Source organism: Nocardia sp. NPDC051321 (assembly GCF_044455225.1).
Taxonomy (GTDB): Bacteria; Actinomycetota; Actinomycetes; order Mycobacteriales; family Mycobacteriaceae; genus Nocardia.
In genome coordinates this window covers 140453-161450 of sequence record NZ_JBITEM010000017.1, presented here as the reverse complement: position 1 = coordinate 161450, position 20998 = coordinate 140453, and the positions used below count along the sequence as shown (strand labels likewise).

Below are 20998 nucleotides of genomic sequence, written 5' to 3'. Positions count from 1 at the left end.
GGAAGTCTGATGAAAGTACGCCTCGCTCCCGTCCTGCTCGCCGCCGCGCTCACGCTGACGGGCTGCTCCCTGGAGAGTTCGAACGACACCCCGGCCGGGACCGTCAAGGTCGTCGTCGGCTACCAGTCAAAGACCATCAACACCGTCACCGCGGGGACCCTGCTGAAGGCGCAGGGGTACCTGGAGAAGCGACTACAGCGGCTGACCGATCAGGGCGGGGCCAAGTATCAGGTCGAGTGGCAGGACTACGACACCGGCGCGCCGATCACCGCGCAGATGGTTGCCGAGAAGATCGACATCGGATCGATGGGTGACTATCCGTTGCTGATCAACGGGTCTCGGACGCAGGCGAATGAACGCGCCAAGACCGCGCTGGTCTCGGTGACCGGGTACAACCCGAAGGGCGCGCTCAACATGGTTGTAGTGCCCCCGGATTCGACCGCATCGACCATCGATGACCTGGCGGGGCAGAAGGTCTCGGCGAGTGTGGGGTCGGCGGGGCACGGCACGCTGGTGCAGGCGCTCACCCGGGCCGGTATCGACGCGGGCAAGGGTGTCGAGGTACTCAATCAGCAGCCGCAGATCGGCGCGACAGCGTTGGAATCGCATCAGGTGCAGGCACTTTCACAGTTCGTCGCGTGGCCCGGGCTGCTGGTATTCCAGAACAAGGCCAAGCTGCTCTACGACGGTGCGGAACTAGGTGTGCCCACCTTTCACGGTGTCGTCGCCCGGCGGGCGTATACGGCCGAGCATCCGGAAGTGCTGCAGGCGTTTCTGGCGGCGCAGCTCGACGCGACCGCGTTCCAGCGGGACAAGCCATTCGAGGCCGCCAAGATCGTGGCCGACGGGTCGGGGTTGCCGCAGGAGGTCGTCTACCTCTACAACGGGCCGGGCGGAACGAGTTTCGATACCACGCTCAAGCCGGGTTTGATCGACGCACTCAAAGGCGATGTGCCGTACCTGAAGTCCATCGGTGACTTCGCCGAGCTGAATATCGACGGCTTTGTCGATAGCGGGCCGCTTCGGAAGGCGTTCGCCGCGAACGGCGACGACTACGACAAGGCGGTGGCTTCGACCGTCAATCCGAGCCTGGTCAGTGGAAACGATCCGATTTGCGGTCGCGCCGTGACGGATTCGGCGCGGGCGGGTGAGGTTTGGGTCGATGGAGTCGAGCGGCCGCAGCCTGCCGCCGATGCCGGATGCCTGCTGCGGGCGGTGCGGGCCGCCAAGGCGCAGGGCAAGGTCGTCCGGGCCGCCTATGTCCCTGACGCCGAGCTCGGCACGCGGTGGTTCGCCGACAAGGGGAGCTGGGTGCGTGATGGTGACGCGTTCCTGCCGTTCACGACTCCGGCTGCGGCGCAACGGTATCGGCAGGGGCATCCGGGCGCGGTGAATGTCTCGTATGACCAAGCGGTTACGGAAATTCGCCCATGACAACCGAAGTGACGACCCAGACGATCGATGATCAGCGCACGACAGTGGACCTTCCCGCGAAAACCACGGCCGATGGCGCGGCGTTCACCGAGATCACCTACAGTGCCGACAAGCAGCGCACCGGGCTCTCCGCATGGCGTTCCCGCCTGATCCGAGTGGCTTCGGTCGCCGCTGCTGTCGGCTTGTGGCAGCTGCTCACCGTTAACAACGTGCGCGCCGGGCTCCGTTTCGACACCCTGCCCACGATCACCGAGATCATCACCGAATTCGGTAAACACCTGGGATCGCACCAGTACTACCTGGACATCGCCCAATCGCTGATCCGCATCGTCACCGGCTTCGGTCTCGCCGCAGTGGTCGGCGTCCTCGCCGGGATCGGGCTCGGCAGATCCCGCCTGCTCGCCGATATTTTCGGGCCGCTCACCGAGCTGGCCCGGCCCATTCCCGCGATCGCGCTCGTGCCGGTGGCGATCCTGATGTTTCCCAGCGACGAGTCCGGCATGGTGTTCATCACCTTCACCGCGTCGGTGTTTCCGGTGCTGGTCAGCACCAGGCACGCGGTGCGCGCGCTGCCGACCGTCTGGGCGGACGCGGTGCGCACGCTGGGCGCCTCCCGTTTCGGAGTGCTTGTGCGCGTGGTCTTTCCGGGGATTCTGCCGGGCGTGTTCAGTGGACTGTCGGTCGGCATGGGCGTGGCGTGGATCTGTCTCATCTCCGCCGAGATGATCTCCGGGCGGCTCGGTGTTGGTTACCGCACCTGGCAGGCCTACACCATCGTCGACTACCCGGCGGTGTTCGTCGGCATGGTCACCATCGGCATCCTCGGCTTCGGCACGTCGGGGATCGTCGAGCTGGCCGGTCGCCGGATCACCCGCTGGCTTCCGAGAGAGGTGTCCGAATGACAACGACCTTATCGACCGAGACGACGGGAATGCGGTTGCGCCTCAACGACGTCCGGATTTCCTACGGTGGCCGGACCGTCATCGATCACCTCGACCTCGACGTCGCGCCCGGCGAAATCCTGGTCCTCGTCGGCAAATCCGGCTGCGGCAAGTCCACCGTGCTGCGTGCCCTCGCCGGATTGCGGACCCCGCAGGGCGGTGCGGTGCTGGCCGACGACGCGACCGTCACCGGTCCGTCGGCCGACCGTGCGCTGGTGTTCCAGGATGACGCGCTGCTGCCGTGGCGCACCGTCCGGCAGAACATCGAATTACCGTTGCGGCTGCGCGGGCTGCCGCGTGGCAAACGCAAAGAGCGAGCACACCATTGGGTGCGCGAGATCGGCCTGACCGGTTACGCGGACTTCCTGCCGCGGGATCTGTCCGGCGGTATGCGTCAGCGAGTTCAGTTGGCGCGCAGCCTAGCCGGTGCGCCGCGCGCGGTGCTCATGGACGAGCCGTTCGGCGCGCTCGACAACCAGACCCGAACGACCATGCAGCGCTTGCTGATCGACACCTGGCGCGCGCATCCGACCACCGTCGTCTTCGTCACCCACGATCTGGACGAGGCACTGCTGCTCGGCGACCGCGTCGCCGTGCTCGGCGGCGGCACGCTGCGGGCGGTCATCGATGTGCCCAACCCTCGGCAGGACGTCGACCGGCGGGCTGTGCGGGCCGAGATCTTGGAGAATCTGTGAACATTCCGGAGCTGTCGGATCGGGTCCGGCTGGACTGCGATGTGCTCGTCATCGGCGGCGGCACCGCGGGCACCATGGCCGCGCTCACCGCCGCCGAGGCGGGGGCGAACGTGCTGCTGCTGGAGAAAGCGCACGTGCGGCACTCCGGGGCGCTGGCCATGGGGATGGACGGCGTCAACAATGCCGTCATACCGGGTAAGGCGGAGCCGGAGGACTACGTCGCCGAGATCACCAGGGCCAACGACGGAATCGTCAACCAGCGCACGGTGTATCAGACCGCGACCCGCGGGTTCGCCATGGTGCAGCGGCTGGAGCGGTACGGCGTGAAGTTCGAGAAGGACGAGTACGGCGAGTACGCGGTGCGCCGCGTGCATCGCTCGGGTTCCTATGTGCTGCCCATGCCCGAGGGGAAAGACGTCAAGAAGGCGCTGTATCGCGTACTGCGGCAACGGAAGATGCGCGAGAGGATCCGGATCGAGAACCGCCTGATGCCGGTCCGGGTGCTCACCGAGGGCGGGCGCGCGGTTGGCGCGGCCGCGTTGAACACGCGCACCGGCAAATTCGTGGCGGTCGGTGCCAAGTCGGTGATTCTGGCGACCGGACCGTGCGGCAGGCTCGGCCTGCCCGCGTCCGGGTATCTGTATGGCACCTACGAGAATCCGACAAACGCGGGTGACGGGTATTCGATGGCCTATCACGCGGGCGCGGAGCTCAGTGGCATCGAATGCTTCCAGATCAATCCGCTCATCAAGGATTACAACGGTCCGGCGTGCGCCTATGTCGCCAATCCGTTCGGCGGCTACCAGGTGAACGCCCAGGGTGAGCGCTTCGTCGACTCCGACTACTGGTCGGGCGCGATGATGGCGGAGGTCAAGCGGGAGATCGAATCCGCGCGCGGACCAATCTATCTCAAGGTGTCGCATCTGCCGGAGGAAACCCTCAGCACATTGGAGGGCATCCTGCACACCACGGAACGGCCGACCCGTGGGACCTTCCATGCCAACCGCGGGCACGACTACCGCACCCACGATATCGAGATGCATATCTCCGAAATCGGTTTGTGCGGTGGACATTCCGCGTCCGGGGTATGGGTGGACGAGCATGCGCGCACCACCGTCCCCGGGCTCTACGCCGCCGGTGATCTGGCGTGCGTGCCGCACAACTATATGATCGGCGCGTTCGTCTTCGGCGATCTCGCCGGTGCGCATGCCGCGTCGACACTCGACGACGTCGCCGCATCCGATGGCCTGCCCGAGGCGCAACTGGCCGAAGCACACGAGCTGATCTACCGGCCGTTGCGGCACCAGGAAGGGCCGCCGCAGCCGCAGGTCGAGTACAAGTTGCGCAGGTTCGTGAATGACTATGTGGCACCACCCAAGACCGCCGCCAAGCTGTCGATCGCGGTGGAAACCTTCGACCGGATGCGTGGTGAGATCGCCGAGATCGGCGCTCGGACACCGCATGAGCTCATGCGCGCCATCGAGGTGTCGTTTATTCGCGACTGTGCCGAGATGGCGGCCCGCAGTTCGCTGACCCGCACCGAATCCCGATGGGGGCTTTACCACGATCGCGCCGATATGCCGGAGCGGGACGATGTCGACTGGCGGTATCACCTCAACCTGCGCAAGAACGCCGACGGGACAATGGAATTCCACAAGCGGCCGGTAGCGCCGTACCTGGTTCCGGTCCCCGGACTCGACGAGCTGACCTCAACGGATCCCGCCGTCATTCCCGTGCACCAGCCCGCATCGCGGGGCGGGCGCGCGCCGCAGCCCGCCGATGCGGTCAGCACTGTTCGCGAAACCGTCACTCCCCCATCGCCTCGGCTCGTCGCTCTGCTCGCGCTCGACGCACCGACGGTCTCCGAGTTGTCGAGTTACTTGACCGATGCGGACAGCGGCGTGCGCGTGGCGGCGATCTCCGTGCTCACCGAGAACACGCCGGACGGTTTCACCGCGGTCCTGGTCGACGCGCTCGATGATGACGCCGCCGCGGTCCGGCGTGCCGCCGCGGCGAGCCTGCGCGAGCTCGTCGAGGTGCTGCCCGGCGCGACCGGGTTGCCCGAGCGGCTCGGTTCGCCCGATCCCATCGTGCGCGCGACGGTCATCGATCTACTGCGGGCGCTGCGGGCCGGTTCGGCGTCGCAATACGTTGCGGCGCTGTCGGATTCGGATCATCGCGTACGGATAGAGGCCGTCCGCGCACTGGTGTCGCTCGATGACCGGCAGACGGTTGCCACCCTCGCGGGTGACGATATCCGCGAGGTCCGCATCGCGGTGGCGCAGGGGCTCGCCGCTATCGGCGGCGGTGGATCAGAGGTGATCCGAATCCTCGCCAAGGATCACGACCCGCTCGTCCGGGCCGCCGCGCTGGCAGCATTCGCGGTGCTCGGTGCCGACCCGGCGGATATCGCGGAACTGTCTGCCGCGCTGCGGCATTCGGCCTGGCAGGTCCGGGTCGGCGCGGCTCGCGGGCTGGCCGGTGCCGATCCCGAAGCTGCCGTGTCCGTGCTGGCCGAGGCATTGAGCGACCCGCATCTCGATGTGCGCAAGGCGGCGGTGCTCGCGCTGACCACCTGGCCGGACCACCGGGACGCCATCGGTGCCCTGGAGCGCGCGATCGATGATGTCGACGCGGACGTCCGTGCCTACGCCCGCCGCGCGTTACCGCAGACCACAGCGTGAAAACGGACAATCTCGACCTGTCGGCGGCGGTCCGTACATTGGAGGCGTGAACCTGCCGAATTGGCTCGACCTCGTTGCGCTTTCGGTCACCGTGGCGGCCGCGTTCTTCGGCTGGCGCCGGGGTGCGATCACCGCGGTGCTCGGCTTCCTCGGCATCCTCGCGGGGGCCGGGCTCGGCGCCGTCATCGCGACGGTGGCGCTCGCCCAGCTGGCGCCGGGGCGCACGCGATTGCTCATCGTCGTTTTCCTCATCGTCGGGTTGGTGGCGGTCGGTGAAACCGCTGGTCACCGACTCGGGCATGGCGCGCGCAAAGCTGTGCGCGGGCCCGCCGCGCAGCGGGCGGACGCGGTCGGTGGCTCCGTGGTGCACGCCGTCGCGGTGCCGCTCGCGGTGTGGTTGTTCGCTGTCCCGCTCACCATGTCGCCCAGCCTGGCTTCGGCCGTACGTGATTCGCGGGTTGTCCGCACAGTGGACGATGTCGCGCCGTATTGGCTGGCGAGCCTGCCGACCACGCTCGTCACTCCGCTGGTCGACGCCGGACTCGTCCTGCCGCTGGCGCCACCGGATGCGAGCATTGTGCACAACGGCGTTCCGGCCGACCTCCAGAAGAGCGTGCTGCGCGTCTCCGGTTCGGCACCCGCCTGTGCGCGAAAACAATTCGGCTCCGGCTTCGTCATCGCCCCGGAACGCGTGCTGTCCAACGCCCACGTGGTGGCAGGCACCACGACCGTCGCTGTCGACACCCCCAGCGGCCCATTGCGCGCCACGGTCGTGCAATTCGACCCGGTACTCGACCTAGCGGTGCTCGCCGTACCAGGACTCACCGCGCCGCCGGTCACCGTCGCACCCGAGGCCGCCAAGCCCGGAGCGGACGCCATCGTTCTCGGCTATCCCGAAGGTGGCCGCTACACCGCGGCCGCAGCACGCATCGCCCAGCGAACCGTAAACCGAGTCCCCGACATCTACCGCACCACGATCACCGAACGCTCGACCTATACCCTCAACGGCGCCGTACACGAGGGCGATTCAGGCGGCCCCCTCGTCGACACCCAAGGCCGCGTACTCGGCATGGTCTTCGGCGTCGACGCGACCAACACCGGCACCGGCCTAGCCGCCACCCTCCCCGAACTCCTCCAACACCTAGATCAGTCCGCCACCGCCGTCAGCACCGGCACCTGCGTCTCCTAGGCCGAACACGGCTTCGCCGACTGAGCACTCCCGGCGCGACCAGTCCACGGTATCGCTGAAGATCCGCACCCTTACCCGGGATCCGCACGACCCTAAAGCCAGTGCGCCTCCCGAGATCATGACCAACACGGCGGCGCGTTTTGGCGGCTGGTCAAGGGAGTTGCTGTCGTAGCCGGGTGAGGGCGGCGGTGGCCATCTGCTCCCACCACTGGTCGCCGACTTCGTGGGTGAGGTTGATGGCCTGGCGGTAGAGATTGACGGCGGCGTTCGCGTCGGCCAGGGCCATGCCGAGTCCGATCAGTGCTATCGACTCTCCCCACCGGTCACCGCTCGCGCGGGTGAGCCGCAAGGCCTGCTTCAGGTATCGGCTGGCGTGCGGCGGTGGACTGGTGAAGCCGAGGCCGAGGGCGGCCAGTCCTTCGCCCCAGCGGTCGCCCACCTCGCGCGCGAGTTCGATGGCCTGTTGGAATTGGGTGGCTCCTTCACTGTTGCGTCCCGTGTGGAAGTGCAGGTCCCCGAGTCCGACCAGCGCTCGCGCCATGCCACAGCGGTCGCCGGTCCGTTCGTATAGTTCGGCCGCTCGCCGGTGGTGCTCCAGTGCTTCGGCGTGGTCGCCGTGGCGGGCGTGGATGAAGCCGAGGTGGTTGTGGGTCTTGGCCTGGCCCCAGATGTCGTTGTCCGCAAGGTCGAGTTCGAGCGCACGGTGGTGCTCATCGATCGCCTCGGCCGAGCGCCCGACCCGCCAGTAGCCGAGGCCGAGGCTCTTGCGGATCTCGGCCTCGGCGGCGGTGTCACCCAGCTGCCGGGTGCCGGCCAGGGCGATGCGGTGGGTTTCGATGTGCAGGTGCAGATGGCCCCGGATGAAGAAATAGCGCCACAGCGGTTGGGTGAGCTGCCAACTCTGTTCGTGATGCCCGCGGGTGGCCGCGGCGGTTACGATGGCGGCCAGGTTCAGGCGTTCGGCATCGAACCATGCCAGCGCGTCCGCGGCTGTGTGCAGTGTGGGCAGGTGATCGGGTGCGGCGCTGGTGATCGGGAACCGCTTGCGTGTCGGTTCCAGCAGGTCGGCGGCCATCGCGGCGACATGGATGTAGTAGGCGTAGGTGCGGGCGGTGGCTTGGTGCCGTTGGTGCGCGGGCTCGGTCTGACCCATCTGCCGGGCATGATCGCGGATCAGGTCGTGGAAGCGGTACCGGTCGAGGGTGACCTCGTGCAGCAGGTGCACATCGACGAGACTCTCCAGTCCCGAGGTGGTTTCCTCGACCGTCGAATCGACGATCGCAGCGGCCACGTCCGCGCTGATATCCGCGCCAGGGAAGTCGCCGAGCAACCGGAGCAGCCGCTGCTGCGCCGGAGTCAGCTGGCGGTATGACAGCGTCAGCGCGGCACTCACGCTGCGGTCTCCGGCGCTCAGCGCGGGCAGGCGCCGCTGTTCGTTTCGTAACAGCGACAACAGGTGCCCTATCGTCCAAGACGGCCGGTCTCGGAATCGAGCCGCAGCGATCCGGATCGCCAAAGGTAGCAATCCACACAGCTGAGTGACTTCACGAATTTGCCTGTCCTGTCCGATGATTCGCTGCTCCCCGGTCACCCGGGCGAACAGGTCGACTGCCTCGGCGTCGGTGAGCACCTCCAGCGGAACCGTGCTGACTTCGTCCAGGCTGGTCAGCCGGGTTCTGCTGGTGATGAGGAACTGGCAGTTCGTGCCGCCGCCCGGCAGCAGCGGCCGGGCCTGGGCCGCGTCGGCGACATCATCGAGCACGACGAGGGCGTCTCGGCCGACCAGCAGCGATCGCCACAGCGCCGCGCTCTGGTCGACCTGATCCGGGATCCGGTGCCCGTCGACGCCGAGCTGGCGCAACAGTGCGTCCAGCGCGGCCTGCGCAGTCAGTGGCGTGTGAGTGCCGCTGTGGGTATGCAGATCGACGAACAGCAGTCCGTCCGGAAACCGGTCAGCGAGAGTGTGTCCCACATGGACAGCCAGCGCCGTCTTACCGATGCCGGCCATCCCGCTCAGCACGTGCACGCCGGGGACATTCGCGGTCCGCAATGCCTGGGTCACCCGGTGCATCTCGGCGGTCCGGCCGACGAAGTCGTCCATGTCGCGAGGCAGGAAGTTGGGACCGCCCAGCGAGCGGCGGCTCGGTACGGAGATTTCCTGCCGCAGCACCGTCAGCTGCGCGGCGCGGATCTCCGGGCCCGGTTCGATGCCCAGCTCCGTCGAGAGTCGTTCGGTCAGATCATCGAACAGTTCCAAGGCGGCCGCCTGCTGCCCGCTTCCCGCCAGCGCGGTCATGAGCCGTGAGTGCAGGCCCTCGTGCAGCGGCTCGTCGGTGCGAACCGCCTCGAGCTGTGTGACGGTTTGCTCGTACCGGCCGAGCACGCATCCGATATCGGCGAAGGCGAGCGCCGCCGAGAGCCGTTGTCTCGACAGCGCGCCCGCACCGGGATGCCACGCCAGCGGTTCGTGCCCGGACAAAACCGGGCCACGCCAACAGTCCAGGGCACGCGCGTAGGTCTCGTGCGCGGTATCCAACTCTCCTGCTTCGGCAGCGTCGCGCGCCCGTGTCGTCAATTCGCCGAACTGCAGGAGATCCAGCTGTTCCGGGTCGAGGTCGAGGCGGCAGAACCCGCGGCCGGCCGTCAACCGCAGGCCTGGGCCGAGTCGTTGCCGCAGCCGCCGTGCGTACCGGCTCAGTAGCTCGGCATGGGACACGGGCGGGCGGTCGGCCCACACCGTCGCGGCGACGTCGGCCAGCGACACCGGTTGATTCACGTGCAATGCCATTAGTCCTAGCAGAGTCGCCGCACGGGTGTCGCCCATCGCCACCTGCGTGCTGTTGTGTTCGAGGACGAGTGGTCCGAGTACACCGATCCGCAGTGCCGGGGCAGTCGTTCGCTGGGTCGGTTCATCCAGTGCGGCGAGCAACTGACGCACCGACGCTATTCGAGGATTGCGGACGACACCGTGCTCGAGATCGCGCAGCGTGCGCACGCCGACTCCGGCCCGCTGCGCCAGCTCGGATTGGGTGATGCCCAGTTTGCCGCGCCGCTGCCGCAGTAGCTCCGACAGCACGGCCGGATCCAACCCCATCCGGTCGCTCCTCCCCTGTCCCAGCTTTCCCGTGCTCTGTAGTGCTCAGTCCATATTCTGCTACTCGATTCCTGCCGCGGGTAGCAGTGCTGACACGTCTTGCGTCGATACCGCCGATGCGGGAGTGCGCATCCGGGCCGCAGCCGACAGGGTTGCACCCCCGACTTGGCAGCGGCAGAATTGCCGATGCAATCGCCTCTTCGTCGACCCGATCAGTGCCGGATCGCGGTGTTCACGCAGGTAGACGCACTCATCACGCACTGGATCAGCGGTCGCTGCGAAAGCCGCGCCGCTGCTCATGCCGGTTGCTAAGGTCAGAACTCGGATAGTTCATAGCGGCTGTGATGCCGTGAAGAAATTGATCGGTACGACGGGGGCATCATCTGAGAACATTTTCGCTGGGCGTACCGGAATTGGTCAGAAAGTGACGAGTTCGGTCACGCTACCGGGCAATGACAATGTGCTCGGCAAGGGGGGAGCACATTGGTATCGACAAATAGTGAACAACCTTGGTCTAAACCGAATCGATCACAAGATCCAGGGGGTGGGAGATGCTCGACGGTCAGTTCGAGGAGATCTTCGAACATGCAGAGCAACAGATAGCGGCACTTCAGGAGCGGGCGGGGCGAGCGCTGGCCGAGTTCGAATCACGAACGTATACGGGGAGTTCCGACGACGGCCGGGCTGTGGTGCGGCTTTCGCCGGACGGGTTCGTTCAGCACATCACACTGCCGCACGGGTTGGGTATCTCTACGGGGAGCCGCGCATCGCTCGAGTCGGCCTGGGGGGACAACGCGGATGAGCTGGCGGCGACCTGTGCGGCCATGGTGACGGCGATCAACCGGGCCCGCCTCGACCTGGTCGGTGATGGACTCGCCGCGCTTCGGCACGAATTCCCAGAGGCTATGGAATTGCTGGACGATCTCAAACCTTAAACGAGAAAGTGAGGAACGATGGGGTGGGATTTCGATCAGATCGATGCCCTTGTCCATCAGTCGGAAAAGGCGTGGCATCGTGAGGTCCAATACATTCGTGACGGGCGACCGGGCCTGGCTGAACAGCGACACCGCACGCCGATAACCGACCGGTCCGAGCAGATCTGTTTCGGCACCGTTGTCACTGATGGTCGTGGCACGCTGCGATCCATCGAGCTGGATCCCGTTGCGGTGACGGGAATTTATGAGGACGATATCACCGACGCCATCGCGGGCGCGGTTAACGCCACGTTCACACAGCGATACCCCCGCACCGAACGGATATGACGATGTCGCAAATGAGAATTCGTGTCGAACCACGGGCGCTGCGGCAACAGGCCGACGCGGTATCGGGTACCGTCACGCACTATACGGCCGCTGCGGCAAAAGTTTCCGAAAAACGCTTGGGCGACGACGATCTGGGATTATTCGGTAAAAGCTTCGTGCCGAAATTCAATGCAGGCCTCGGCGTAATACTTGGCAAGCTCGAGCAGAGCGCGAAGGTAGTCCAGGCGTCCGCGACTGCCTTCGCGGACGTAGCGACAATATTCGAGAAAATGGACGACAGCTACTATCGTAAATTCGAAGAGATCGGGCAGCGATAATGGGGAAACAAACAGTCGCCGGATACCCCTTGGCCGCAGGGCAACCGAGTGGCAGTCTCAACCCGTTTCCCGACTATCAGGCAGCTACGCTCGTCACCACGGCAAACCAGCTGAACGTTCCTGTCGTACAGGTGATCGTGGACACGATCCGCAAGATGCTCGGTGATCCGGATGCTGTCGAAGGTGTGATAAACCGCTGGATCGATGCGAACGCGCACCTCACCTCGGCGATAGACGGCAGCAGCAGTAGCACCGGTGGGGTCGCATTGCGGAGTGCTCGGCAAGAACTCGACATCGTCTGGGAAGGAAAAGGTTGCGACGCCGCCAAGAAGTACGTAGATGACCTGATCTCATCGACCGAAAAGTTGCAGGAACGGCTCAGTGCGGTCACCTCCCAGTTGAGCGACCTGCGCGGCGCGATCCTCAAGGCATACACCGTCGCCATCAATCATATTTTGGATTACGGCAACAAAATACTCGGCTTTGCTGGAGGCCTGCTCGAGCAGGGATCGAAACTGAACATACTCGGCGTGGGAAAAGAGGTCATCGGCCTCCTCAGCGGATTTGTCGAAGCGACTCAAAAGGTGTTTACGGACATCGGCGATTACATCGTTACTGCCACCAGCCAAATGACGAAGATCCTTGAACTCGGCAGTCAACTGCAGGTTCCGTCCCCTGTTGCCTTGTCGGTCGGAGATCCGAGTCGCTGGAAGCCTATAAAGCATTGACATACATCCAGGCTCGGGCGCTGTCGCGGGCGTCTGCGTTCGCAAGAACTCACTGATGAGCTCCTGCAAGAGTATCCAAAAGATATGATGAAGTTGGTCAGCATAAGAGTACTAGAAAAGGAGAGGTAAGAATGTTATTTCGTCCTCGGAAATTATTTGTACTGGTCGGCATTTTAGGGGGGTTGATAGTTCCATCTGTTCAGATTGCAGAAGCTGCACCGGACCTGCCACCAGCCACCTATTCGGTCGGTCCATTTGCAACCTGGTACGACTGTCACCTGTCTGAGCGGGATTATCGGCGGTACTACGATGTCATTGCATCCTGCCGCACCTACGATAATCCAAACGAGTACTTTTTCGTCTATATGTATCGGTAATACTGCGGTTTCCCTGGCGTAGACCACATCAGCGCCACCGAATCGGGTTTTGCTGCATCTTGATCGGCCCGGCGTCTCCCGCTGGGCTCGATGCTGATCCGGTGGCTGTGGTGGTTGGCGTGCACGGGATAGCGCGTGGGTCTCCGAGACGAGGCACCCGCTCAGGCCCACCAGTGCGCGTCGGGGCATCGAGTGATGCTCGGGGACGGCGCGTCCGTCGATGAACTCGCGGTCGAGCTCAGCGTCGCCCCGGTCGCGCTCGAGCTGCTCTTGGACCACCTCGCCACCGTCGGCATCGTCGAACGAACCGCTACTGGCTACCGGACGACCGAGTTCGGCACCAACCTCTGCGCCGGTGCTGATAATGGCCTCATCGATCTCCTGCATCTGAATACCGCGGGTGGTCGCGCCGAACTGGCGTTCGTCGAGCTCGCGCACAGCATCACCACCGGCCGAGCGGCCTACTCGCGCCGCTACGGGCAGGACTTCTGGGCCGACCTGGCCGAATATCCGCATCTCCGTGCGTCGTTCGACCGCCAGATGACGTACCGGTTCCGCGAGCAGATCCCGCGGATCGTCGCAGGTTTCGACTGGTCCCGGTTTTCCACCCTCGTCGACGTGGGTGGCGGCCGCGGCGGCGTGCTCGCCGCCATCCTGACCGCGCATCCTCGGATGCACGGCCACCTAGTCGATCTCGCACCGACCGCCGATGCGGCCCGCCGTACCTTCCGCGCGCACGCTGTCGACGAGCGGGCGCGGGTCACTGCGGGGAGCTTCTTCGACCCGCTACCGCCGGGAGCCGAAGCTTACTTATTGAGCGACATCCTGCACGACTGGGATGACGAGCAGGCCGACCGCATCCTGAGGCGCTGCGTGGAAGCCGCACAGCCCGCCGGGCGTGTGCTGGTCATCGAACCGGTCGGTGGGATGCATGCCGCGAGCGCGTTCAACCTGGCCATGCTCGTGATGTACGGAGGACGCGAACGCCGAATCGACGAATTCCGCGCGCTCGCCGCGCCACACGGCCTGACTCTGGACACGGTGACCGACCTGACCGATCAACGCTGTCTGCTCGAATTCCGGCTCGCCGACCGATGAGCGTCGACGCTCGACCGAAGGCGCCCGCCACCCGTCTATCGGGATGAAGGGCGCCTTCGGTCGGCACCACCTCGAGACGGAGGCAACCTTCGGTCGGGTCAGGCGGCGTCGGCGATGATCACCACGCCGCTTGATGCGTCCAGGAGCGGAATCGTTTGTTCTGCGGCAACATCCACGTGCACGCGCGGGTGTGGTGGGAGCTCGCCCTCGTAGTAGGTTCCGGGACCGTAGAATTGGCCGTACTTGACGACTACGCCGTCGACGGCGAGGACGGCGGCATCGTGGTCGTGGATGACCTGTCCGCCGCGCGCCGGCTCCCATGCGATGCTCTGCGCGAGGAACCGCTTCGCCCCGGCGGCGTGGGCGGCGGCGATGAGGTTGCGGGTGCCCTCGGTGCGGATGCGGGCGTTCGCGTCGGCCGACTCGGCGAGCCGCGCGACGTCGTCGGGGAGATCGGTCAGCTGGTGCATCACCATGTCCGGACGGAAGTCAACGACGGCCGCGGTCAGCGCGTCCAGGTCGTAAACATCGCAGATCGCCGGGACCGCTCCGGCGGCGCGCAGCTGGTCCGCTTTGGCGGCTGATCGGGTCATCCCCGCGACCTCGTGGCCCGCGGCTATCAGCAGCGGCACCAACCGTGTTCCGATCACGCCGGTCGCACCGGCCAAAAAGATCCGCATCATTTCACCCTAGTGACCCGCTCTGGTGCGAGACTTTCAGGTGTCGTCGGCGATTGTGAGGAATCCGAATGCACCCGTCAGTAGTGGCCCTCCCGCAAGGCAAGGTGCGCGGTAGCAGCACCGGATCAGTGCACGCGTTTCTTGGAATCCCTTACGCGGCAGCACCATTGGGCGCCTCCCTGTTCCAAGCCCCCGGCCCGGCGCCCAGCTGGGATGACGAGCGCGACGCCACCCACTTCGGCCCCACCGCACCACAGCTCGGTTACCAGGAACCGTTGCGCTCGATCCTGCACAACCCGGCCATCGACGGCCCCGAATTCCTCAACCTCAACGTGTGGACCCCCGACCCGGGCGCCTCGGGGTTGCCGGTGCTGGTGTGGATCCACGGCGGCGCGTACCGGCTCGGCTCCAGCGCGGTCTCGGTGTACAACGGCCACGCCTTCGCCCGCGACGGCGTCGTCCTGGTCAGCATGAACTACCGCCTCGGCGCCATCGGCTTCGCCGCACTCGACGGATCCCCCGCCAACCGCGGCCTGCTCGACCAGATCGCCGCCCTCCAGTGGGTCCGCGACAACATCGCGGCGTTCGGCGGCGACCCCGGCCAGGTCACCCTCTTCGGCGAATCCGCAGGGGGCATGAGCGTCGCCACGCTGCTCGCCTCCCCCTTGACCGAGGGCCTGTTCCATCGCGCGATCATCCAGAGCGGCAACGGAACCATCGCCTCCACCCTCGACGACGCACGCCTGGTCGCCGCCGATTTCGCCGGTCGACTCGACACCACCCCCGAAACCGCCGAAATCCCCGCGCTGCTCGCGGCCGAACAGAACCTCATCGCCGACTTCTCCGTCGACCAAAACCCAAGCCGCTGGGGCCGATCCACCCTCGCCGCGGGCTTGGGCCTGATGGCCTTCCACCCCACCATCGACGGCCACACCCTGACCCATCTCCCCGTCGACGCCATCGCCGCGGGCGCGGCCGACCACATTCCGCTCATCATCGGGACAACCGCCGACGAATTCCGCCTCTACTCGGCTCCCACCGGCCTCACTACCGCCCTGCCCGCCGACGCCCTGCCCAACGTCCTCGCCAGCCGAGGCATCGACCCGGCCCTCGCCGACACCTACGCGGCCAACCGCCCCGGCGCGACCCCCGGCGACCTGATGGCCGCCATCCTCACCGACTTCGCCTTCCGTATCCCCACGCTCCACCTCGCCGAAGCGGCAGCCACCGCCTACGTCTACGAATTCGCCTGGCCCACCAGCCATCTGGACCTTCGAGCCTGCCACGCCATCGAAATAGCCTTCGTCTTCGACACTTTGACCGCCGAAGGAACGTCGATGCTGCTCGGCCGCGACATCCCACCCCAGACCCTCGCCTCCGAAATTCACCACACCTGGATAGATTTCGCCGCCGGGCGCACCCCCTGGACCCCTTACGACCTCGATACCCGATCCGTCATGACCTTCAACACCCCCCGTTCCCAACTGGTATCCGACCCCCGCGCCGACGAACGCGAACTCTGGCACACCCCATGATGGTGTGGTGCTCGACTATGACAACGAAGCGGCTCACTACGACCGGACGCGGGGCGGAACACCGAGAGCCGAGGCAGCGGCCGCCGCGCTCAACGGACTGATCCCGGCGTATAGCCTGGTTCTCGACCTCGCGGTCGGTACCGGGATCGTGGCCGCCGAACTCGACGCCCTCGGACACCGCGTCGTCGGCATAGATCTCTCAGCAGGCATGCTGCGTCGCGCGGCCCGGCGGCTACCGGGCAAAGTGGCGCGGGCCGACGCCACCGCCCTTCCGCTACCGAGCGGTTCCGTCGACACGGTCACCGCCGTGTGGCTGCTGCACTTGGTCGACGACGCCGAACCAATACTTGCCGAGGTGGCCAGAGTCCTGCGGCCCGGCGGACTCTTCCTCACCACAGCGGACAAGGAGGCTGCGGTTCGCCTAGCGGACAACAGGTCTCCCGAAGGCCGACCACGCCCAGACACCTGCGCTCACCTCACCACCCTCGGCGCCCGCCACCACCTCCGCTTGGCCGCGGCGACATCTTTCCTCGGCCACGGCCAAGCTCGACCAGGCGGTACCGACCCGCACTACCCGGTCCTCGGCTTCCGCCGCGCGGCCGCGAAGTCCGGCGAAAGCTCGGCACCGCCATGCTCACCCAGTCGCCCATCGCCCACCTCGACCCGGCGGAGCAGCGCCAACTCAGCCGGCTACTGACCAAGGCTGCGCGAGCGAAACATACTGGCACCACGACAGATTCGGACTGACAGATCGGAGCCGTCAGGATTCGGACGTGGTCTCAGTGCCTTTGCGAGTGAGCGCGGCGAGGGCATCGAGGTGAGCGTGATAGGCGGTGCGGCCTTTGCGGGTAAGGGCGAGCCAGGTTTTCGGTTTGCGGCCTACATAGCCCTTGGTGACATAGACGTATCCGGCAGCCTCGAGCACTGCCGCCGCTTTGGAGAGAGCGGATTTGTTCAGCTCGCAGAGTTCGGTGACGACGAGGAATTCGGCCTCGCTGCAGCCGTCGAGGAATGCGACGAGTTTCAGGCGCGGCAGCGAGGCGAACAGCTCGTTCAGTTCTCCCATGATCCGGTCCGCGGTCGCGACTTCCACGGTCGTCCCTGCTCGTACCAGATCCAGCCGGCCACAATCACGCCGGGCAGGATTCGTAGCCATAGACCCCAGCCCGAATACGAGAGGCTTTCGGTCGGTATCGCGAATATCGCCAGCAGCATCACTACTTCCTGCTTCCACCACGCCAGCGGGAGCGGGATGACGCCACGCGCATGCCGGAAACCGCGCACCGATTGCGCGAGCTTGTAATACACCACGCCCGAGGCGATTCCGAGTATGCCTGCGATCCAGGTGAGCACGGTATCCCCGCCGTCATCGATCGCCGTGCACAGCATCACGATGGTGATACCGGCCAGCAATCCGGTCACCGGCGGTAACCACCGGGGCAGAGCGGCGGCGGCGCGCGCCTGTCGGGTCGCCGCGGCGGCGATGTCGAGTGCCTGCTGAGGTGTCTGCGCGTCTTGCATGAGCCGACCGTACTGCATCGTGTTTCCAATTGGAAACCAGTTTCCTGACATTAGTTTTGGGGGCCTCTCGACCGCGGCTACGGCCACCCGGCCGACATGAGCGGCCCGAAATACACTCAGGCCGTTGCCCTTCCGGCAACCACGTGGCCGATGCGAACCGCGCACCCTGCGGCGATCTTCCGCTCATAGCGAAACCGGTTCCCGGTGCGCAGCCATGCACCTACCGTGACCCCCATGCACTCACCGATCACGGGCACCGCCGCCGGCGTGCCGTTCACCGCGCTTCCGCCGGTCGGCGACGCCGCCACGCCGCTGATCGTCACCTGGCACATGCTGGATGCGCCGCGCTCGGACGCCGCGTTCGCGGCCGCGCTGCCGATGAACGGCCTGCCCGCGTGGCGGGTGCATCTCGGAATGCCGATGTGCGGGGCACGCATGGTCGACGGCACCATGGACGCCGGCGCGGAGTTGATGCGCAAGGACGTCCTGATGGCCTTCCTGTACCCCTTCGTCCGCCAGGCGACCGAGGAGTTTCCGGCCGCGCTCGCGTCGATCCGCGAACAACTGCCGGTCGATGACGGCCCAATCGGCATACTCGGCGGCTCACTGGGCGGTGCCGTCGCCCTGCGCGTTCTCGCCGAGACCGACATCCCGATCTTCGCGGCCGCCGTCGTCAACGCCGCCATCCGAATGCGCTCCGTGGTCAACCTGTTCCCCGGCGAGTACCCCTACGACGCGGAATCCGAAAAAGCCGTCGACAGTATGGATTTCGTCGCCAAGGCAGACACAATCAGCCGCGCGCCACTACTGGTCGTCAGCGGCGAACTGGACCACCCCGCACTACGCACCGACGCCATCGACCTCGTCGACGCGATAGGACAAACCGCCGAACTCCAACCGATCCCCGGTCTGGCCCACCCACTCGCCGACGAACCCGGCATCGACCCCGCCCCCCAACTCCCCCAAGCCCGCGACGTAGACGCCGCACTAATCGCCTGGTTCCAACGGCATCTCGCGAATACAGACTAGGTATCGCTCTCGAATACCCAAGAGCCCTCATAATATTGGTTGGGCCGGAAGCTCTTATCGATAGCGCCGCGCAGTGATTCGTGCGCCGCACACAATGTCGCTGACTATTTCATGCGCGGCAGCATAAAAAATGCGCGGGATGATTCCACGGGATCACGTTGCGCGCGCGGTATTTCGAAAACGCGCAAAGCGGACTTTTCCCAGTAACCCTGCGCCGGTATCGATTCCGTTGGGTTGGGGAGTGCGGGAATCAGGGTAGCGCGGGGGTGGTACTGGGTCGTATCGTGACTCGGATTGTGTCTATCGTGGACGCGGCATCAGCCGCACTCTCTCATTCTCAGGATCACAAAGGAGTATGCCCGTGAACGTAGACCTGTCCGGCGCGCAGTGGTTCAAGAGCCGTCGCAGTGGTGCCTCCAAGGATTGCGTGGAGGTGGCCTTCGTGGCGGGCGGCGCGGTCGGTGTCCGGGACTCGAAGAATCCGGCCGGACCGGCCCTCGTGTTTGCCCCCGACGTGTGGGATGCGTTCACCGCCCTGGTGGCCGAAGGCGAGTTCAACGCCGCGTAATCGGTCCCGCCGGGTGCTCTACCCGTCAAGGCAGAGTTGGCTGCTCGGCGTTGCGCAGTGTCGTCGTGGCGATGTCGAGAAAGTCGCGCAACACACTGTCGCGCCGGTCCGTGGCGACGGCCAAGCATCGCTCTATCTTTGGGGCGTCGGTCACGGTGCGGTGGACGAGGTCGGGGCGGGCGTAGGCTCGCGCGACGCTCTGTGGGATCAAGCCGATGCCGTGCCCGGCGGCGATGAGTTCGAACTTCTCTTCCAATGAGCTCGTCCGCCGGTTCGGTGCGTCGAGCATGCGCTCGCCGTCGAGGTCCGCGAGGGCGAGTTCGGCACGGCAGGCCAGCGGGTGGCTCGCGGGCATGCAGGCTACTTTGGGCTCGTCGCCTATCGGGATGGTTCGCAACCCCGTTTCGTCGAACGGCCGGCGCAGGTAGCCGACCTGGGCCCGGCCGTCCCGCAGTGGCGCGGCCGGGTCCCACCAGCGCGCCGGGACGAGGTCCGTCTCCACGTCCGGATGACGTGCCGCGAACGCCCGAATCGCTTCGGACACATGCAGTCCCGCGGCGAAGGCGACCACGATCCGGCGGACATCTCGATCGATGTCGTGCACCCGCCGCACCGCCGCGTCGACGGTCGCGAGAATCCCCTGCGCCTCCTCGTAGAGCCGCTTTCCGGCGGGCGTCAACTCCACGCTGCGGGTGGTCCGCACCAGCAGGGCGCAGTCGAGCTCCTGCTCGAAAGCCCTGATCTGACGGCTGAGCACCGGCTGGGCGATGTAGAGCTTTTCCGCGGCACGGCCGAAGTGCCGATGCTCGGCCACCTCGACGAAGTAGCGGAGCTTGCGCAGATCGAGATCCATACCTCCAGGGTATCAATTGCCGGAAAGGGTATTGGACGGTCGCGGGTCACCGAGCCGAGACTCGAACCATGATCGTCATCACCGCCCCCACCGGCAATATCGGCAGCACGCCCCTAGACCTCCTGCTCAACGAAAGCCCAACTCGCACTGAAGAACTGCGCGTCATCGTGCGCGACCCCGGCAAGCTTCCCGAGGCGGTCCGCGCCCGCGTCGATGTCGTAACCGGCTCGCACGGCGACGCCGACGTCGTCGACCGGGCCTTCGCGGGCGCGGACGCCGTTTTCTGGCTGGTCCCGCCGAACCCGCAGGCACCGAGCCTGGATGCGGTGTTTGCCGAATTCACCCATGCCGCCGCGAAGGCGTTCACGACACACGGGGTCGGGCACGTTGTCGGCGTCTCGGCGCTCGGCCGCGGCACACCCGTCGCGGGGCATGCCGGGCATGTGACCGCGTCGCTGGCGATGGACGACGTCATCGCGGGCTCCGGCGTGGCCTACCGGGCGCTCGCCAACCCGTCCTTCATGGATAACCTGCTGCGGCAGGTGGTTTCGATCCGCGACGACGGTGTGTTCACCGACATCGTCACGGCCGACCATAAGGCCCCGGTCGTCGCGATCCGGGATATTGCCGCGGCCGCCGCGGGTCTGCTACTCGACCGCACGTGGACGGGAACGGGCGAGGTCCCCGTGCTCGGACCCGAGGATCTTTCGGCCGACGACATGGCCCGCATCATGTCCGACGTGCTCGGCCGCCCGGTGCGCTACCAGCGACTGTCGATCGACGATTTCCGCGCGACGCTCACCCGCTACGGCGTCGGCGACGCACACGCGCAGGGCCTCGTCGACATGATGTGCGCCAAGAACGACGGGCTCGACAACGACGTGCCGCGCACACCACAGACCACGAGTCCGACGACCTTCCGCGACTGGTGCGCAACGGTTCTGAAGCCCGCGGTCCAGGGATGAGCCCTAACGTCGTCGGAGCCTTGCCACA

At 66.0% G+C, this 20998-nt stretch carries 20 protein-coding genes; 15 read left to right on the top strand and 5 right to left on the bottom strand.

All coding sequences use genetic code 11. The features are described 5' to 3' along the window. Nucleotides 1-9: 9 nt before the first annotated feature. From ACIA8C_RS35500 to ACIA8C_RS35480, 5 genes are read left to right on the top strand one after another with little or no spacing between them, the layout of a single operon-like run. Nucleotides 10-1434, top strand: a complete 1425-nt coding sequence (locus tag ACIA8C_RS35500) for an ABC transporter substrate-binding protein (RefSeq protein ID WP_397142448.1) — start codon at nt 10-12, stop codon at nt 1432-1434. Beyond that, nucleotides 1431-2336 carry an ABC transporter permease gene (locus ACIA8C_RS35495; protein WP_397142446.1) on the top strand — a complete coding sequence of 302 codons (906 nt, stop codon included), beginning with the start codon at nt 1431-1433 and terminating at the stop codon, nt 2334-2336. The genes ACIA8C_RS35500 and ACIA8C_RS35495 overlap by 4 nt, the downstream gene beginning before the upstream one ends. Further along, nucleotides 2333-3070 (top strand): ABC transporter ATP-binding protein, encoded by a 738-nt coding sequence (locus ACIA8C_RS35490; protein WP_397142444.1) that lies wholly within the window; start codon nt 2333-2335, stop codon nt 3068-3070. Before ACIA8C_RS35495 ends, ACIA8C_RS35490 begins: the two co-directional genes overlap by 4 nt. Further along, complete coding sequence (locus ACIA8C_RS35485) at nt 3067-5754, top strand: fumarate reductase/succinate dehydrogenase flavoprotein subunit (protein WP_397142442.1); 2688 nt, start codon at nt 3067-3069, stop codon at nt 5752-5754. The genes ACIA8C_RS35490 and ACIA8C_RS35485 overlap by 4 nt, the downstream gene beginning before the upstream one ends. A 46-nt stretch (nt 5755-5800) precedes the next feature. Next, nucleotides 5801-6943 carry a MarP family serine protease gene (locus tag ACIA8C_RS35480; protein ID WP_397142440.1) on the top strand — a complete coding sequence of 381 codons (1143 nt, stop codon included), beginning with the start codon at nt 5801-5803 and terminating at the stop codon, nt 6941-6943. Nucleotides 6944-7094: 151 nt separating this feature from the next. On the opposite strand, the gene ACIA8C_RS35475 is transcribed toward ACIA8C_RS35480, so the two are convergent. Continuing rightward, on the bottom strand, nt 7095-10037 hold the full coding sequence (locus tag ACIA8C_RS35475) for a BTAD domain-containing putative transcriptional regulator (RefSeq protein WP_397142438.1): 2943 nt from the start codon (nt 10035-10037) through the stop codon (nt 7095-7097). Between the two features lie 551 nt (nt 10038-10588). Here ACIA8C_RS35475 and ACIA8C_RS35470 point away from each other — a divergent pair. The 5 genes from ACIA8C_RS35470 to ACIA8C_RS35450 all read left to right on the top strand — a co-directional run bounded on the left by ACIA8C_RS35470 (nt 10589) and on the right by ACIA8C_RS35450 (nt 13819). Beyond that, a complete protein-coding gene (locus tag ACIA8C_RS35470) occupies nt 10589-10972 on the top strand; it encodes a hypothetical protein (RefSeq protein ID WP_397142436.1) in 384 nt (127 codons plus the stop codon). Nucleotides 10973-10990: 18 nt separating this feature from the next. Beyond that, nucleotides 10991-11299 (top strand): hypothetical protein, encoded by a 309-nt coding sequence (locus ACIA8C_RS35465; RefSeq protein WP_397142434.1) that lies wholly within the window; start codon nt 10991-10993, stop codon nt 11297-11299. 11 nt (nt 11300-11310) lie between these two features. Then, a complete protein-coding gene (locus tag ACIA8C_RS35460; RefSeq protein WP_397142432.1) occupies nt 11311-11616 on the top strand; it encodes a hypothetical protein in 306 nt (101 codons plus the stop codon). A gap of 29 nt (nt 11617-11645) precedes the next feature. Beyond that, nucleotides 11646-12344 carry a hypothetical protein gene (locus ACIA8C_RS35455; RefSeq protein ID WP_397142430.1) on the top strand — a complete coding sequence of 233 codons (699 nt, stop codon included), beginning with the start codon at nt 11646-11648 and terminating at the stop codon, nt 12342-12344. 512 nt (nt 12345-12856) lie between these two features. Further along, the gene (locus tag ACIA8C_RS35450; RefSeq protein ID WP_397142428.1) at nt 12857-13819 is read left to right on the top strand and encodes a methyltransferase; all 963 of its coding nucleotides are present in this window, start codon (nt 12857-12859) and stop codon (nt 13817-13819) included. A gap of 98 nt (nt 13820-13917) precedes the next feature. On the opposite strand, the gene ACIA8C_RS35445 is transcribed toward ACIA8C_RS35450, so the two are convergent. Beyond that, entirely contained in the window at nt 13918-14499 is a 582-nt protein-coding gene (locus ACIA8C_RS35445; protein WP_397142426.1) for an NAD-dependent epimerase/dehydratase family protein, read from the bottom strand. Between the two features lie 68 nt (nt 14500-14567). On the opposite strand from ACIA8C_RS35445, the gene ACIA8C_RS35440 reads away from it, so the two are divergent. Further along, complete coding sequence (locus ACIA8C_RS35440; protein WP_397142424.1) at nt 14568-16034, top strand: carboxylesterase/lipase family protein; 1467 nt, start codon at nt 14568-14570, stop codon at nt 16032-16034. Nucleotides 16035-16041: 7 nt separating this feature from the next. Next, complete coding sequence (locus ACIA8C_RS35435; protein ID WP_397142422.1) at nt 16042-16731, top strand: class I SAM-dependent methyltransferase; 690 nt, start codon at nt 16042-16044, stop codon at nt 16729-16731. 63 nt (nt 16732-16794) lie between these two features. Here ACIA8C_RS35435 and ACIA8C_RS35430 read toward each other — a convergent pair whose 3' ends face one another. Further along, the gene (locus ACIA8C_RS35430) at nt 16795-17100 is read right to left on the bottom strand and encodes a transcriptional regulator (RefSeq protein ID WP_397142420.1); all 306 of its coding nucleotides are present in this window, start codon (nt 17098-17100) and stop codon (nt 16795-16797) included. Further along, nucleotides 17088-17555: a hypothetical protein gene (locus ACIA8C_RS35425; RefSeq protein ID WP_397142418.1), complete on the bottom strand. Its 468-nt coding sequence runs from the start codon at nt 17553-17555 to the stop codon at nt 17088-17090. The genes ACIA8C_RS35430 and ACIA8C_RS35425 overlap by 13 nt, the downstream gene beginning before the upstream one ends. A gap of 234 nt (nt 17556-17789) precedes the next feature. Here ACIA8C_RS35425 and ACIA8C_RS35420 point away from each other — a divergent pair, with 234 nt between their 5' ends. After that, nucleotides 17790-18584: an alpha/beta hydrolase gene (locus ACIA8C_RS35420; protein WP_397142416.1), complete on the top strand. Its 795-nt coding sequence runs from the start codon at nt 17790-17792 to the stop codon at nt 18582-18584. 361 nt (nt 18585-18945) lie between these two features. Then, nucleotides 18946-19152, top strand: coding sequence for a DUF397 domain-containing protein (locus ACIA8C_RS35415; protein ID WP_397142414.1), 207 nt, complete (start codon nt 18946-18948; stop codon nt 19150-19152). Between the two features lie 25 nt (nt 19153-19177). Here the strand turns inward: ACIA8C_RS35415 and ACIA8C_RS35410 are convergent, their stop codons facing one another. Then, the gene (locus tag ACIA8C_RS35410) at nt 19178-20005 is read right to left on the bottom strand and encodes a LysR family transcriptional regulator (RefSeq protein WP_397142412.1); all 828 of its coding nucleotides are present in this window, start codon (nt 20003-20005) and stop codon (nt 19178-19180) included. Between the two features lie 68 nt (nt 20006-20073). Here ACIA8C_RS35410 and ACIA8C_RS35405 point away from each other — a divergent pair, with 68 nt between their 5' ends. Then, nucleotides 20074-20970 carry an NAD(P)H-binding protein gene (locus ACIA8C_RS35405; protein WP_397142410.1) on the top strand — a complete coding sequence of 299 codons (897 nt, stop codon included), beginning with the start codon at nt 20074-20076 and terminating at the stop codon, nt 20968-20970. Nucleotides 20971-20998 lie beyond the last annotated feature (28 nt).

Bases quoted from the DNA above. Each gene is read 5' to 3' on its own strand.
- ACIA8C_RS35500 (WP_397142448.1), top strand. From the start codon at position 10: ATGAAAGTACGCCTCGCTCCCGTCCTGCTCGCCGCCGCGCTCACGCTG.
- ACIA8C_RS35495 (WP_397142446.1), top strand. From the start codon at position 1,431: ATGACAACCGAAGTGACGACCCAGACGATCGATGATCAGCGCACGACA.
- ACIA8C_RS35490 (WP_397142444.1), top strand. From the start codon at position 2,333: ATGACAACGACCTTATCGACCGAGACGACGGGAATGCGGTTGCGCCTC.
- ACIA8C_RS35475 (WP_397142438.1), bottom strand. From the start codon at position 10,037: ATGGGGTTGGATCCGGCCGTGCTGTCGGAGCTACTGCGGCAGCGGCGC.
- ACIA8C_RS35470 (WP_397142436.1), top strand. From the start codon at position 10,589: ATGCTCGACGGTCAGTTCGAGGAGATCTTCGAACATGCAGAGCAACAG.
- ACIA8C_RS35465 (WP_397142434.1), top strand. From the start codon at position 10,991: ATGGGGTGGGATTTCGATCAGATCGATGCCCTTGTCCATCAGTCGGAA.
- ACIA8C_RS35460 (WP_397142432.1), top strand. From the start codon at position 11,311: ATGAGAATTCGTGTCGAACCACGGGCGCTGCGGCAACAGGCCGACGCG.
- ACIA8C_RS35445 (WP_397142426.1), bottom strand. From the start codon at position 14,499: ATGCGGATCTTTTTGGCCGGTGCGACCGGCGTGATCGGAACACGGTTG.
- ACIA8C_RS35440 (WP_397142424.1), top strand. From the start codon at position 14,568: ATGCACCCGTCAGTAGTGGCCCTCCCGCAAGGCAAGGTGCGCGGTAGC.
- ACIA8C_RS35430 (WP_397142420.1), bottom strand. From the start codon at position 17,100: ATGGGAGAACTGAACGAGCTGTTCGCCTCGCTGCCGCGCCTGAAACTC.
- ACIA8C_RS35425 (WP_397142418.1), bottom strand. From the start codon at position 17,555: ATGCAAGACGCGCAGACACCTCAGCAGGCACTCGACATCGCCGCCGCG.
- ACIA8C_RS35420 (WP_397142416.1), top strand. From the start codon at position 17,790: ATGCACTCACCGATCACGGGCACCGCCGCCGGCGTGCCGTTCACCGCG.
- ACIA8C_RS35410 (WP_397142412.1), bottom strand. From the start codon at position 20,005: ATGGATCTCGATCTGCGCAAGCTCCGCTACTTCGTCGAGGTGGCCGAG.
- ACIA8C_RS35405 (WP_397142410.1), top strand. From the start codon at position 20,074: ATGATCGTCATCACCGCCCCCACCGGCAATATCGGCAGCACGCCCCTA.